The sequence below is a fragment of the Nonomuraea gerenzanensis genome, assembly GCF_020215645.1.
Classification (GTDB): domain Bacteria; phylum Actinomycetota; class Actinomycetes; order Streptosporangiales; family Streptosporangiaceae; genus Nonomuraea; species Nonomuraea gerenzanensis.
Map to the genome: position 1 here is coordinate 4357271 of NZ_CP084058.1, position 13198 is coordinate 4370468.

Consider the following 13198-nt stretch of genomic DNA (forward strand, 5'->3'; position numbering starts at 1 on the left):
GAGAATTCCTCTTTACGAAAGGGAGGTACGAGATCGGGGGTGACGTCCGGTAAACCCACGAGCAAAGGTGTAATCATGGCGACACAAGGGGCAGCAAGGATAGATGTCGAGCTCGCCCTGCGGCAGGAGTCCGACCCGGTGCCCACCGGTCGTGCCGAACAGATCGCCGCGGTGCTTCCCCGAAGGGTGCTGTTCGCGACCTCGGCCAAGCCGCTGCCCGCAGGGGAGAGGCGGGTGCCGCAGAGCGAGTGGACCCTCACCTCCGCCTGGCCCTACCAGGGCCGCACCGCCACCGGCAGCGCCGCCGTCCACTACGCGGCAGGTCACGACCGGCTCATCCGGCCGATGATCCTGGCCGACGGCTTCGGTCACGGGCCCAGCGACGTGCCGGGCCTGTGGCACCACCTGAACACGCCCTACCCGCCCCACCAGCATCGCCTCCTGGACCAGCTCCTGGCCCAGGGCATCGACGTGGTGCTGCTCGGCTTCGGCGCCCGGCACACGCACATCCAGGCCAACGCCGGCGTCGCGGCCACCTGCATCCGCCGCGCCATCAGCGAGCGCTCGGGCAACGCGCCGCTGATCGTCGGCGGCCTCGGCATGGGCGGGCTCGTCACCCGCTACGCGCTGGCCGAGATGGAGAACCGCCGCGAGGACCACCAGACCGGGACGTACCTGTCCTACGACACGCCGCACAACGGCGCCTGGATCCCCCTGATACTCCAGCAACTGGCGTACTTCGCCCAGACCCTGTCCCCGACGGAACCCGGCCAGGCAGCCCTGATCGCCAGCCCCGCCGCCCAGCAGCTCCTGTGGGCGTGGGTCGACGGCGCCGGCTACTCGGGGCCCGTCGCCACCGCCAGCCCGCTGCGCACCGAGTTCCTGGAGGACCTGCGGCGCGTCGGCTGGTTCCCGGTCCGGCCGCGCAAGCTCGGCGTGTCCAACGGGGCCGCCGACGGCACCGGCAGGAACGTCCCACCCGACCACCTGGTGTTCGAGTGGAGCGAGCTGGGCGGCCTCGTCGGCGCCACCGTGCGCACCCAGCCGGAGCGCGGCCTCAACAGGCACGTCGGCGGCATGCGGGCGGTGCCGATGTGGGCCGGCAAGAGCTACACCAGCGACGTCCCGCCCTTCGACGGCGTGCCCGGCGGCACGCTGCCCCTGTACGGCATGTTCGCCGATGACCTGGGGGCGCCCATCCCGGGCCGCTACAGATCGACCTGCTTCGTCCCCTCGGTGAGCGCCGTGGCCCTCCAGTACGACCCGCTGGAGTGGCCGATCGACCTCTACACCGACATCACGTCCCTGTCGCCCGAGCAGAGCCAGCTCGACGACTACCACTGCGACTCGCACAACACCGAGCACGGCCAGGTGACCGGCGTACTCGCCGACTGGATCCTGGGACAGCTCGGCAAGTGAGCGGCGGCGCGGCGGGCCAGGCCCGGCCGCCCGCCGCCCGACCCCTCCTGGAGCCACACGCATGCTGAACGAGATGTTGCCCGGCTACGAAGGGCTGGTCGCCGACCCCTACCCGGCCTACGCCGACCTGCGGGCGTCCGGCGCTCCCCGCCTGGTGACCATGCGCGGCGGCCTGTACGGGCGGCTCGTGACCCGCTACGACGACGCCCGCGCCGCCCTGGCCGACCCGCGGCTGAGCAAGGACCCGCGCCACGCGCCCGCCGACTGGCAGGAGGCGGGGCGCGGGCGGCCGCTGGAGGACCGGTCGGGGCTGGGCACCCACCTGCTCACCACCGACCCGCCCGAGCACACCCGGCTGCGGCGCGTGGTGTCCGGCTTCTTCACGCCGCGCCGGCTGGCGCTGCTGCGGCCGGGGATCGAGGCCCGTGCCCGCGCGCTCGCCGCCGGGCTGCCGCCGGGGGCTGAGGCCGGTGCCCGCGCGCTCGCCGCCGGGCCGCCGTCAGGGGCCGAGCTGGTGCGTGACTTCGCCTCGCCGCTGCAGTCCTGGGTGATCTGCGAGGTGCTGGGGGTGCCCGAGGCCGACCGTACGGACTTCCAGCGGTGGACGGCGGCGGTGGTGTCGTCGCAGCCGGACGCGCCGGACGCCCGGCCCGCGGCGCTGCGGGAGCTGGCCGCGTACGTGCGCGGGCTGGTCGAGGGCAAGCGGCGGGAGCCGGGGGACGACGTGATCAGCGCCATGGTCACGGCGGCCGAGGACGGGGACCGGCTGGGCGGGGACGAGCTGCTGTCGATGATCTTCCTGCTGCTCGTGGCCGGGTACGAGACGACGGTCGGGCTCGTCGGGCTGGGCACGTACACGCTGCTGCGGCATCCCGGGGCGCTGGAGCTGCTGCGCGCCAGGCCCGAGCTGATCGAGGCGGCCGTGGAGGAGCTGCTGCGGCTCGACAGCCCGGTGGAGCTGGCCACCTGGCGCTTCGCCCGGGAGCCTGTGGAGATCGGCGGCGAGCTGCTGCCGGCCGGGGAGCCCATCCTCGTGGCGATCGCCGCGGCCAACCGCGACCCGCGCCGCTTCGCCGACCCCGACCGGCTCGACCTCACCCGGCGGGACAACGCCCATCTGAGCTTCGGCCATGGGCCGCACTACTGCCTGGGGGCGCTGCTGGCCCGCCTCGTCGGGCGCGCCGCGCTGGCGGAGGTCGTCCGCCTGCCCGGCCTCGCCCTGGCCGTGCCGGCCGAGCGGCTGCGCTGGCGCGCCAGCCTCACGGTGCGCGGGCCGCTGGAGCTGCCTGTCACCCTCGGCTAGCGGGCAGCTGCCAGCGGCCTTCGGCGGGCGCGGCTAGAGGCCGCAGAGCTCGTCGAGGGACTGGGCGCCGGTCTTCTGGCTGTTGCGGGTGGGCGTCTGCGTGGGCGTGGCCGTGCGGGTCCTGGCGGGCGTGGAGGCGGTCACGCTGGGGGAGGCGCTGACGTTGGCCGTCTGCGCGCGGCGGGCGGGCCTGAGGGAGTCGTTGATGGCCTTCTTGGTGGCGGTACGGATCTTCGCCCAGTCGGGCCGGCCCGAGTAGAACTCCGGGGGCACGAACTGCAGGCTGGTGATCTTGGCGTCCTTGACCTTGACCGCCAGCTCCACCAGCGCCGGCAGCAGGCTCTGCGGGATGTTCGTCTGCGCCAGCCGCTTGGCCGCACCGGCGATCTTCTCGAACCTGGCGAGGATCACCGCGGGGGTGGCCTGCTGGGCGAAGGCGCCGATGACGCAGCGCTGGCGGGACATGCGGGAGAAGTCGTCGCTGCCGACGCGGGAGCGGCCGTACCACAGGGCCTGCTCGCCCGTGAGCTTCCGGTATCCCGCCTTGATGGTGCCGGCGGTGCCGTAGAGGCCGCCCCACTTGACGTCCTGGTCCACCCTGATCCTGAGGCCGCCGATGGCGTCCACGAGGTCGGCGAAGCCGTACATGTTCATCAGCATGTAGTAGTCGAGCTTGAGGCCGAGCGTGTAGCCGATGGCGTCCATGAGGGCCCGCGGGCCGCGGTTCTTGCCGCCCATGAGCTGCGGGTTGTCGTTGGCGTACTGCCAGACCTCGTTGAGCAGGCCGCCGTTGGGCAACTCGGCCATGAACCCGTTCGGGAACTGCTTGTGCAGCGGGGAGGAGGTCGGGAAGCGCACGTGCTGCAGGTTGCGGGGCAGGCTGAACAGCACGGTGGCGCCGGTCCTGAGGTCGACGCTGGCCACGTTCATGCTGTCGGTGCGCACGCCGGTCCTGTTGCCGGCCGCGTCGCCGCCGATCAGCAGGAAGTTGACGCGGTCCTTCCCGTTCCACGGGTCCTCGGGGTTGTGGGTGATCTGGGGGTCGCCCGGGTCGGGGGTCTCCTTGAAGATGGAGCCGACGGCGTCGCGGAAGGTCAGGACGTAGTTGGCGGTCAGCGCGAACGGCGACATGACCGACACGCACAAGACGCCCACCACGATGCCGGTGAGGATCTGGCCCTGCTGGTTCAGCCTGTTGGGGCCGAGCGCCACGTACGAGGTGGCCAGCACCGCGAACCACGCCAGGGCGAGCACCCCGGCGATGACGACCACCGTCATCATGTTGCCCCGGTCGGCCAGCCAGGCCGCGTTCGCCAGGTCCCCTGCCACGGTCAGGCCGAGGGCCAGCGCGATGAGCAGCAGCACCGCGTACACGCTGATCAGCACCAGCCCGGTACGGCGGTGCCCGGCCCGCAGGTGCGCGGCACCGGGCACGACGGCGGACAGCGCGGTCCAGCCGAGCACGGCCGCCGGGGTCAGCGGCTTGGCGAAGCGCGGGGCTCTCGAACCGGAGCCGGGCTTGGCGGGACGGGAGGCGGGCTTGCCGGGGCGCGCGGAGGATTCACCGGGGCGCGCGGAGGATTTACCGGGGCGTGCGGAGGACTTGCCGGGGCGTGCGGGCCCGGGCTTGCCGGGGGCTGCGGAGGAGGGCTTGCCGGGGCGTGCGGACGAGGGCTTGCCGGAGCCGGCCGGCCGGCCTGCGGGCGCTCCGGCGACGAGCTTCCCAGGGGCGGCGGGTGGCTCGGCGGCCGGAGTGCCGGGAGCGGTCTTGCCGGGCCTGGCCGAACCGGAGGCGCCTGGCTTGCCTTCACCGGGAGCGCCTGACGTGCCGGAAACGGGTGTGCCGGGTTTGCCGGGGGCGGGTGCGCCCGCCGCGTCCTGCGCGGGGGCGCCGTTGGTGTCGGAAGCCGGGCGTGTTCGTCGCGAGGGGCGCCGTTTCCTGCCTTCCGGCGCGGTGTCTACCCCATCGCGATTGCTCACACCTGGCTCCTTACACGCCTACCAGGCAAAACCCACGTTTTGCCCCCCGATCGGCACAAGATTGCCAGGATTCTAGTCCCCATACCTGGACAACAGAGACATGTGCCCAACCTGAGATGAATGCCACGGGTCCATCAGGAGACCGTTGAAGAGGGCGCCAGCCACGTGTTGCACTGGTACGCCTTGTTCCTCTCCCACCCCTGGCGGAACCACCTGCCGCTGTTGACCGGCTTGCCGTGGTCGCGCGGATAGCCCGGATGGTCGCCCACCTGACTGAAGAACCAGAACAGCCGGCCACGGCTGGCCGTGTTGACCGGGTACGTCGCCGCCACCGACCGCATCCACATCGCGCCGAAGCAGTTGGCCTGCAACTCCAGCCGCCGGCTGAGCGCGAGCTTACCGCTCTGGCTGGAGGAGTCGAGCGTCGCCGACCACCAGGAGTTCATCAGGCCCGTGAGGTTCTGCACGTGGTGGCCGTACTCGTGGGCCATCATGCCGATGATGCCGCCGTGCCAGGTGATGATCTGGCCGTAGCCGGCGGCGTTGCCGCGGCCCCTGGCCATGGCCGAGGTGGAGGCGTAGATGGTGTTGTTGCGCGGGCAGTAGTACGGCACCGTGCTGCCCGGCGACGGGTAGTCGCCGCAGGCGCCCCTGCCGCCCTGGGCGGCGATGGCGTACCTGGGCGGGCTGAAGTCGAAGCCCTGCTTCTCCAGCACCGGCTTCCAGGCCCGGTCCATGCACTTGCCGGTCTTGACGATCAGCGCCTTGAGCTGGCTGTGGTTGAAGATGCTGGCGTTGCCGGCCGGGCAGTTCAGCCTCGGCAGCACCCCGGCCCGGTAGACGCTGTTGTTCTTCAGGCTCGTGTTGACCTGGACCTGGGCGGGCGGCGTCACGTCGGTGGACGGCTCCTCGGTCGGGGTCGGCTCCTGGCTGCGCGACGGGGTGGGCTCCTCGTCCTCGGTGGGCCTGGCCGAGGGGTCGGTGGACGGCTCCTCCGACGGCTCGTACGTCGGGACCGCCACCGGCGTCGAGGTGTCGGAGCTGGACGAGGCCGACAACATCACCGCCCCGATGACGATCAGCACGAACAGCGCCGCCAGCGAGCCGAACACGGCCCCGAGCACGCCGAGCGCGCCCATCCCCGACTTCCTGGGCGGCGGCGGGCGGTGCCACTGCTGCGGCGGCATGGGCGGCGGCATCGGCGGCGGCGGGGGAGGAGGCGGCGCCTGCCGGTACGGCTGCTGCGCGTACTGCTGGCCGTACTGCTGCCCGCCGTAGGGCTGCTGCCCGTACGGCGGCGGCGGGTACGGCGGCTGCCCCTGCGGCTGGGTCGGCTGCTGCTGGTACGGATTCCCCTGGGGCGGCGCTGAAGGCGGCGGGGGCGGCGGGGGAGGGGGCGGCGGCGGGTAGGCTCCGCCCTGCGGCTGCGGCTGCCGGTATCCCGGCGGCGGCCACGGCAACGAGGGGGGCCGCTGAGGCTGTCCTGGCCCTTGTGGCGGGGGTGGATATTGCCCGTTCCCTGTCACCGTGTCTCCCCGTTTGCCCCGTCGTCCGAAATGCAGGCATTCGCCGTGCGACCTGTCGGACCCTTGCCAAATTTGGGGCAAAAGCATACTGATTTATCACCCGTCACGGATGTAGCAGTGCTCGGTTACAGTCCGAAATCATTCGAGGTGATCTCCGCTATCTCCCGGTCCGGGCGGCGGGCGTTGTCCTAGCTTCATGTGCATGAATCTCCAGCAGCTCCGCTATGTGGTCGCGACTGCGGAGCACCGCACCATGACCGACGCGGCCAGGTCGCTCTACATCGCGCAGCCTGCGCTTTCCCGCGCGATCCGCGATCTCGAGCGCGAGCTCGGCATGACGTTGTTCGCCCGTTCCGGACGCGGGGTGGTCGTCACCGCGCAGGGACGCCGGGTGGTCAAGCTGGCGAGGGAGGCACTCGACGCGGTTCACGAGATCGAGGGCCTGGCCAACCAGACGACACCCACCGACGCGGAGCTCCGCATCGCGTCCACCCCCAGCCTCGAACCCGGTCTCGCTGGGCGGCTGCTGCCCGCCTACGCGGCCGAGCATCCAGGCGTACGCGTGCACATCGTGCGCTGCGACGGCAGAGACGGCGTCGTCAGCGCCATCAGGGACCAGCGGGCCGACCTCGGCCTCACGGACCTGCCCGTGCCGACCGATCTCATCACCCACCCCCTCGAACGCCAGGAGATCGTCCTGATCTCCCCGCCCGGGCTCGACCTGCCGAACCCGGTCCCGATGGGCAAGCTGCACGGCATGCGCCTGGCGCTGCCCGCGCGCGGCAGTATGCGGCGCAGGGAGCTCGACGCGATGTTCGGCAAGTACGCGGTCACCCCGGTGGTCGTGCTCGAGACCGACGAACGCAACGGCTGGCTCAACGCCGTCCGCGCAGGGCAGGCGTCGCTGCTGTGGTACCGCGGCATGGCCGAGCAGGCCGGGCGCGCGGGCCTGGTGGTGCGCTCGCTCGAACCCGCGGTGCGACGCGTCATCGCCGTCGTGCACGCCCGCCGCCGGCTGCCGCTGATCGCCCAGGACTTCCTGGCCACAGCGGAGAAGGGAACCGCCGCCTGACGTCTTCGGGAACGATCCATTTCCCGTCTCGCCGCGCCTGACGGAGCACGAGACGGCAGCAGCCACGTGGGGCCCGGCATCGGCGCCGCGCCCCTGATGGCCGCCGGGACGACCCCTCCGTCCTAGCCCGAGCTGCGCAACACCTCCCTGGATCCCGCCGGCGTGCCCCTGCCTGACACGCCGTCCGGCCCGGCCGCCACACCCGCGGGTGTGACCCTGGCGATGAGTGTCCTGGCGCCGTCGCGTACGACGCGGTGCGGCGCCCCTGTCAGGTCGCGCTGCGGCAGCCGGCCGGCGCTCTCCAGCACCGTCAGCCGGCCGGTGATCTCAAGCACCAGCAGCCGGCCGCGCCGGTCGGAGGCGATCACTGTCATGGCGCTCCGCGGGGCGGCACCCGTTCCCCAGCCTGATCCGGCCGCGGCGCGGACCGGACCCGCCGCGAGGGCGGCGGCCGGGACGACGCGGCCGTGAGGCCGGGTGCGCACTGGACGCATGTCCCGTGCGTAACACGGCGGGCGCCCGGTGACCAGAGTCCCGTCCCCAAGGTGACAGGAATGGTCTAGCTGGTCACCCCGCCACGGGCAGCCGGACGACGGCCCGCAGGCCAGGCTCCGCGTCCTCCAGGACCACCGTGCCCCCGTGCGCCCGCACGGTCTCGCGGACGATGGCCAGCCCCAGGCCGGCGCCGCCCTCGTCCCTGCTGCGGCCGGAGTCCAGCCTGGTGAAGCGGTTGAAGACGCGCTCGCGGTCCTGCTCGGGGATGCCGGGCCCGTCGTCGGTGACGGTGAGCACGCCGTCGGCGGTCAGCGCCACCTCGACCTTGGAGGCGGTGTGCCGCACCGCGTTGTCCATCAGGTTCGTCAGCACCCGGCTCAGGTCCAGCGCGTCGCCGCGGACCACGACCGGGTCGCACACGGTCAGCCGCGCCTCGGCGTAGCGGTCCACCGTCTGCCGCACCACCTCGTCCAGATCGACCGGCTCGCGCCGCGCGGGCACGCCGCCGCGCTCGTCCAGCCTGGCCAGCGCGAGCAGGTCCTCGGCCAGCCGGGACAGCCGCATCGTGTCCTCCAGCACGCCCTCGGCCGTCTCCTGCCAGTGCTGGCCGTCAGGGTGCCCGAGCGCCACTTCGAGCTGCAGCCGGATGCTGGCCAGCGGGCTGCGCAGCTCGTGCGCGGCGTCGGAGACGAGCGCGCGCTGGCGCTGCTCTGCCTCCTCCAGGCGGGCCAGCATGTCGTTCAGCGTGGTGGCCAGCGAGTGCACCTCGTCGCGCGACTGCGGCACCGGCAGCCGGCGCGACCTGGCGGTGTGGGTGATGTCGGCCGCGCCCCTGCGCAGCGCCGCGATCGGCCGCAGCGTGCGGCCGATCATCAGCCAGCTCGCCACCGCCAGCAGCACGACCAGCGCCGGCGTGCCGATCAGCAGCACCCGCCCGGACGTGACCAGGCTGGTCTGGATCTCGCTGATGGGCCGCGCCGCCACCACCGTCTGCCCGTGGTCCGCCCTGAGCACGACGACCCGCAGGAACCCCGGGATCGCGTACGGCCGGCCGTCCAGCAGCGTCGCCTGCCCGCTCCTCAGCACCCGCGACCTGGCCCGGGCGTCGAGCAGCGGCACCAGCCGGTCGGCGCCGTACGTGACGTGCGTGATCCGCCCCCGCGCGTCGATGACCTGCACGATCGTGCCGTCGTGCGTGCTGATCGGGCTGGTCAGCGTGCCCGCGTCGGCCGCCACGCGCACCGCCTGGGCCTGCGCCCTGGTGGACTCGTCCACGGTGTCCATCAGCGCCCGCTCCAGCACGGTCACCAGCACCGTGGCCGACAGCGCCAGCGCCAGCGCGAGCACCGCGGCCGCAGCCGCCGTGAGCCGGAAGCGCAGGCCCTGCCGCCGCCACCAGACCAGCGGTGACTCAGCCACCGTCGCCCGCCAGCCGGTAGCCGGCGCCGCGCACGGTCTGCAGCGCGTTCCTGCCGAACGGGGCGTCGATCTTGCGGCGCAGGTAGCCGACGTACACCTCGACCACGTTCGGGTCGGTGTCGAAGGTGTCCCACACGTGCTCCAGGATCTCCGACTTCGAGACCACCTCGTCCCGCCGCCGCATCAGGTACTCCAGCAGCGCGAACTCCCGGGGCGTCAGCTCGATCGGGCTCTGCCCGCGCTCGACCCTGCGCCTGGCCGGGTCCAGCGACAGGTCGCCCGCCAGCAGAACCGACGGCCGCCGCCCCGCGTCGCGCCGCATCAGCGCCCGCAGCCTGGCCACCAGCACCACGTACGAGAACGGCTTGGTCAGGTAGTCGTCGGCCCCCAGGTCCAGCCCGTCGGCCATGTCGTACTCGCCGTCCTTGGCCGAGAGCATCAGGATCGGCACCCAGTTCTCCTCGGCCCGCAACTGCTTGCACACGTTGTAGCCGGACAGCCTGGGCAGCATGATGTCGAGCACCACGACGTCGTAGTCGCCCTGCCTGGCGGCGTGCAGCCCCTCCTCGCCGTCGTGCGCGAGATCCACGGCGAACCCCTCCGCCTGCAGCCCGCGCTGCAGCGCGGCCGCCATCCGCCGCTCGTCCTCGACGACAAGTACTCTCATACGGCAATTCTCCTGTTCCCGCGCTGAGACAACGCTGAGAAGCCTGAGAGTCGTCTCAGTCTGTCTCAGGGTTGCCACAGGAAGCATGACGCAGGCTCTGGGCATCGACATACCGTTAAGGAGTGAGATGCGTAGAGGCACGTTCGTGAGGTGGGGAGTGCCGATCGCGGCGGCTGCCGTGATCGGAGCCGCGATCGGCGCCGGCCCCGTCATCGCCGCGGTGAGCGGCGACCCCGTGCTGCCCGAGCGGTCGGCCGAGCAGTTGCTCGCCGACGCCGTGGCGGCCACCAGCAAGGCGGGGGGAGTCCCGCCGATGTCGGGCACCGTGCAGCAGACCGCCTCGCTCGGTCTGCCGGCGCTGCCGCAGACCGGCGGTGCGGTCTCGCCGCTCAGCCTGCTGTCCGGCTCGCACGAGGTGAAGGTCTGGTACGGCGCCGCCGACAAGGTGCGCGTGGCCATGCCGACCCAGCTCAACGAGACCAACCTGATCCTGAACGGCGGCCAGGCCTGGTACTGGGACAGCGCCACCAACACCGCCACCAAGCTGACCATCAAGCAGGGCAGCGGCGGCCCGGCCCAGGCCACGCCGCTGCCGCGGGAGACCGAGCTGACGCCGCAGCAGCTCGCCTCGCGGCTGCTGGCCGGCGCCGACGAGCACACCGCCGTGCGCGTGATCAACACGGCGGAGGTGGCGGGCCGCCCGGTCTACCAGCTCGTGCTGGCGCCCAAGGAGGAGACCTCCCTGGTGCAGGAGATCCGGATCGCCCTCGACGGCGAGACCTACGTCCCGCTCCAGGTCCAGGTGTACGCCAAGGGGTCGGCCGAGCCGGCGTACCAGGTCGGGTTCACGCAGGTGACGTTCACGCCGCCGGCGGCGGAGAACTTCACCTTCACCCCGCCCGCGGGCGCCAAGGTGGAGGAGCGCACGCTCGGCACGGAAGGCGACGCCGGCGCTCACGCGGAGGAGCGGGCCGAGCACGCCAGGCAGGTCGCGGGCGACCTGAAGGTGGTCGGCGAGGGCTGGACGGCCGTCGCGGTCGCGCCGTTCTCGCTGTCCGACCTGACGGCGGCCCAGCAGTCCGGCACGCCGGAAGGCGGGCACGGGCAGCCCGGCGGGCAGGGCGGCGGGCAGGGCGGTGACGCGGCGGCGCTGGTCGACAGCGTGCTGAAGAGCGCCACCCCGGTGAGCGGCACGTGGGGCTCCGGCAGGCTGATCAGGACCAAGCTCGTCACGGCTCTGCTGACCGACGACGGCCGGCTCCTGGTCGGCGCGGTCACTCCGGAGGCGATCACCAAGGCGGCGGGCACCAAGTGACCACCGTCACGCAGGAAGCGGGGGCGCCCTTCGGGGCGGCCCCGCCCTCCGGGGACGCGGCGATCCTCACCCGGGGGCTGACCAAACGGTTCAAGGGCGGCCAGGTCGCCGTGGACGCGCTGGACCTGACCGTGCCGCGCGGCTCGGTGTTCGGCTTCCTCGGGCCCAACGGCTCGGGCAAGACGACCACGATCCGCATGCTGCTCGGCCTGGTGGCGCCCACGCAGGGCGAGTACTCCGTGCTCGGGCTGCCGCAGGCGCAGGCCCTGCCCAAGGTGGGGGCGCTGGTCGAGGGGCCGGCGTTCTACCCGTACCTGTCGGGCGCGGCCAACCTGATGCGCTTCGACGCGGCCGACCCGACCGCGCCCGGCGGCACCGCCAAGCGGCGGATCGCCGACGCGCTGGAGCGGGTGGGCCTGTCGGCCGCCGCGGGCAAGCGGTACCGCAACTATTCGCTGGGCATGCGTCAGCGCCTGGCCATCGCGGCCGCGCTGCTGGGGCCGCGCGAGCTGCTCGTGCTGGACGAGCCGACCAACGGGCTCGACCCGCAGGGCACCCGCGAGGTGCGCACGCTGGTCAAGGAGATCGCGGCGGAGGGCACCACGGTGTTCGTCTCCTCGCATCTGCTGGCCGAGGTCGAGCAGATGTGCACGCACGCCGCGATCATGCGGACCGGCAGGCTCGTCGCGCAGGGCACGATCGCCTCGCTCAGCGGCGGCCTGGTGACGCGCATCAGGGTGGAGACGCCCGACCCGGACGACGCCACGCGGGTGCTGGCCGGGCTGGGCCTGGCCGAGGTGCGTGCCGAGGGCCGCGAGGTCACCGCCGAACTGGGCGGGCACGCGCCGGAGCGGGTCAACGCCGCGCTGGTGGAGGCGGGCGTGGCCGTACGCGGGCTGGCCGTGGTGCGGCCGAGCCTGGAGGACGTGTTCGTGGGACTGACAGGGGAGGGCTTCGATGTCGACGGGTGAGCGCCCGGGGGCAGGCCCTGGGACGGGCACGGTGACGGGCACTGGGACGGCCACGGTGACGGCCGCGCCCGGGCCGCGGCGCACGCCGGGGCTCGTGCCGGTGACGGAGACCATGCGCACCGCCGAGCGCCGCGAGCCGGAGCCGGGGCCGGCGGGGCCGCCGGAGCCGGTGGCCGGGGCGACGTGGGCGTTCTGGCGGCTGCTCGGCTCCGAGCTGGGCCTGACCTTCCGCCGACCGCGCAACCTGGCCATGCTGGCCGTGCTGGGTGTCGTGCCGGTCGTCGTCGGGGTCGCGCTGCGCATGTTCGGCTCGGCGGACGACGACATGAGCGGGCTCGTCCAGGACGTGGCGGGCAACAGCGTCATGCTGACGTTCGTCTCGTTCTCGTTCCTGGTGCTGCTGCTGATGCCGGTGGCCGTGAGCGTGGTGGCGGGCGACTCGATCGCGGGGGAGGCCGGGGGCGGCACGCTGCGCTACCTGCTGGCCGCGCCGGCAGGCCGGACCAGGCTGCTGCTGGTCAAGTACCTCAACGCGGTCGTCTACGCGTACGCGGTGACCGCGGTGGTGGCGCTGTCGGCGCTGGTGACGGGGCTGGTGCTGTTCCCGGCGGGCGACGTGACGCTGCTGTCGGGCACCACGATCCCGCTGGCCGACGGGCTGCTGCGCATCGCCATCTCCGTCGGGTACGTCGGCGCGGGCATGGCGGCGCTGGCCGCGGTGGCGCTGACGCTGTCGGTGTTCACCGAGGTGTCGATCGGGGCCATCGCGGGGACTGTGGTGCTGGTCATCGTCTGCCAGGTGCTGCGGGCCATCCCGGAGCTGGGCTCGATCACGCCGTACCTGCTGCCGACCAGGTTCACGAACTTCGACGCGGTGCTGCGCAGCCCGATCGACGTGGCGGCGCTCAGGGACGGGCTGCTGACGTTCGGGGCGTACATCGTGCTGTTCGGCTCGATCGCCTGGGCCCGCTTCTCCGGCAAGGACATCACCTCCTGATCCGCGTCCCGCGCCCGACCGTCCCGGGCGGGAG

Annotated in this window: 11 protein-coding genes; 6 read left to right on the forward strand and 5 right to left on the reverse strand. The window is 72.8% G+C overall.

Annotation, left to right across the window (positions count from 1 at the left end; genetic code table 11):
• Positions 1-75 precede the first annotated feature (75 nt).
• Together LCN96_RS20675 and LCN96_RS20680 are read left to right on the forward strand one after the other, a co-directional pair.
• Complete coding sequence (locus LCN96_RS20675) at positions 76-1419, forward strand: hypothetical protein (protein ID WP_225274498.1); 1344 nt, start codon at positions 76-78, stop codon at positions 1417-1419.
• A 61-nt stretch (positions 1420-1480) separates the two neighbouring features.
• Positions 1481-2722, forward strand: a complete 1242-nt coding sequence (locus LCN96_RS20680) for a cytochrome P450 family protein (RefSeq protein WP_225274499.1) — start codon at positions 1481-1483, stop codon at positions 2720-2722.
• Positions 2723-2755: 33 nt separating this feature from the next.
• Here LCN96_RS20680 and LCN96_RS20685 read toward each other — a convergent pair whose 3' ends face one another.
• Positions 2756-4702 carry an LCP family protein gene (locus tag LCN96_RS20685; protein WP_263657496.1) on the reverse strand — a complete coding sequence of 649 codons (1947 nt, stop codon included), beginning with the start codon at positions 4700-4702 and terminating at the stop codon, positions 2756-2758.
• Between the two features lie 134 nt (positions 4703-4836).
• Entirely contained in the window at positions 4837-6162 is a 1326-nt protein-coding gene (locus LCN96_RS20690) for a neutral zinc metallopeptidase (RefSeq protein ID WP_225274500.1), read from the reverse strand.
• 268 nt (positions 6163-6430) lie between these two features.
• Here LCN96_RS20690 and LCN96_RS20695 point away from each other — a divergent pair, with 268 nt between their 5' ends.
• Complete coding sequence (locus LCN96_RS20695; RefSeq protein ID WP_225274501.1) at positions 6431-7300, forward strand: LysR family transcriptional regulator; 870 nt, start codon at positions 6431-6433, stop codon at positions 7298-7300.
• 122 nt (positions 7301-7422) lie between these two features.
• Here the strand turns inward: LCN96_RS20695 and LCN96_RS20700 are convergent, their stop codons facing one another.
• The 3 genes from LCN96_RS20700 to LCN96_RS20710 form a co-directional block, all read right to left on the reverse strand.
• Complete coding sequence (locus tag LCN96_RS20700) at positions 7423-7674, reverse strand: hypothetical protein (RefSeq protein WP_225274502.1); 252 nt, start codon at positions 7672-7674, stop codon at positions 7423-7425.
• A gap of 193 nt (positions 7675-7867) precedes the next feature.
• The gene (locus LCN96_RS20705) at positions 7868-9214 is read right to left on the reverse strand and encodes a sensor histidine kinase (protein ID WP_225274503.1); all 1347 of its coding nucleotides are present in this window, start codon (positions 9212-9214) and stop codon (positions 7868-7870) included.
• Positions 9207-9881, reverse strand: coding sequence for a response regulator transcription factor (locus LCN96_RS20710; protein ID WP_225274504.1), 675 nt, complete (start codon positions 9879-9881; stop codon positions 9207-9209). The genes LCN96_RS20705 and LCN96_RS20710 overlap by 8 nt, the downstream gene beginning before the upstream one ends.
• Positions 9882-10008: 127 nt before the next feature.
• On the opposite strand from LCN96_RS20710, the gene LCN96_RS20715 reads away from it, so the two are divergent.
• From LCN96_RS20715 to LCN96_RS20725, 3 genes are read left to right on the forward strand one after another with little or no spacing between them, the layout of a single operon-like run.
• Positions 10009-11196: a LolA family protein gene (locus LCN96_RS20715; protein WP_225274505.1), complete on the forward strand. Its 1188-nt coding sequence runs from the start codon at positions 10009-10011 to the stop codon at positions 11194-11196.
• Positions 11193-12167, forward strand: a complete 975-nt coding sequence (locus LCN96_RS20720) for an ABC transporter ATP-binding protein (RefSeq protein ID WP_225274506.1) — start codon at positions 11193-11195, stop codon at positions 12165-12167. The genes LCN96_RS20715 and LCN96_RS20720 overlap by 4 nt, the downstream gene beginning before the upstream one ends.
• Positions 12154-13164: an ABC transporter permease gene (locus LCN96_RS20725; protein ID WP_225274507.1), complete on the forward strand. Its 1011-nt coding sequence runs from the start codon at positions 12154-12156 to the stop codon at positions 13162-13164. The genes LCN96_RS20720 and LCN96_RS20725 overlap by 14 nt, the downstream gene beginning before the upstream one ends.
• The last annotated feature ends 34 nt before the right edge of the window (positions 13165-13198 follow it).

What these genes read in the sequence shown, in the direction of transcription:
- LCN96_RS20715 (WP_225274505.1), top strand. Translation starts at nt 10,009, where the DNA reads ATGCGTAGAGGCACGTTCGTGAGGTGGGGAGTGCCGATCGCGGCGGCT.
- LCN96_RS20680 (WP_225274499.1), top strand. Translation starts at nt 1,481, where the DNA reads ATGCTGAACGAGATGTTGCCCGGCTACGAAGGGCTGGTCGCCGACCCC.
- LCN96_RS20700 (WP_225274502.1), bottom strand. Translation starts at nt 7,674, where the DNA reads ATGACAGTGATCGCCTCCGACCGGCGCGGCCGGCTGCTGGTGCTTGAG.
- LCN96_RS20675 (WP_225274498.1), top strand. Translation starts at nt 76, where the DNA reads ATGGCGACACAAGGGGCAGCAAGGATAGATGTCGAGCTCGCCCTGCGG.
- LCN96_RS20695 (WP_225274501.1), top strand. Translation starts at nt 6,431, where the DNA reads ATGAATCTCCAGCAGCTCCGCTATGTGGTCGCGACTGCGGAGCACCGC.
- LCN96_RS20710 (WP_225274504.1), bottom strand. Translation starts at nt 9,881, where the DNA reads ATGAGAGTACTTGTCGTCGAGGACGAGCGGCGGATGGCGGCCGCGCTG.
- LCN96_RS20725 (WP_225274507.1), top strand. Translation starts at nt 12,154, where the DNA reads ATGTCGACGGGTGAGCGCCCGGGGGCAGGCCCTGGGACGGGCACGGTG.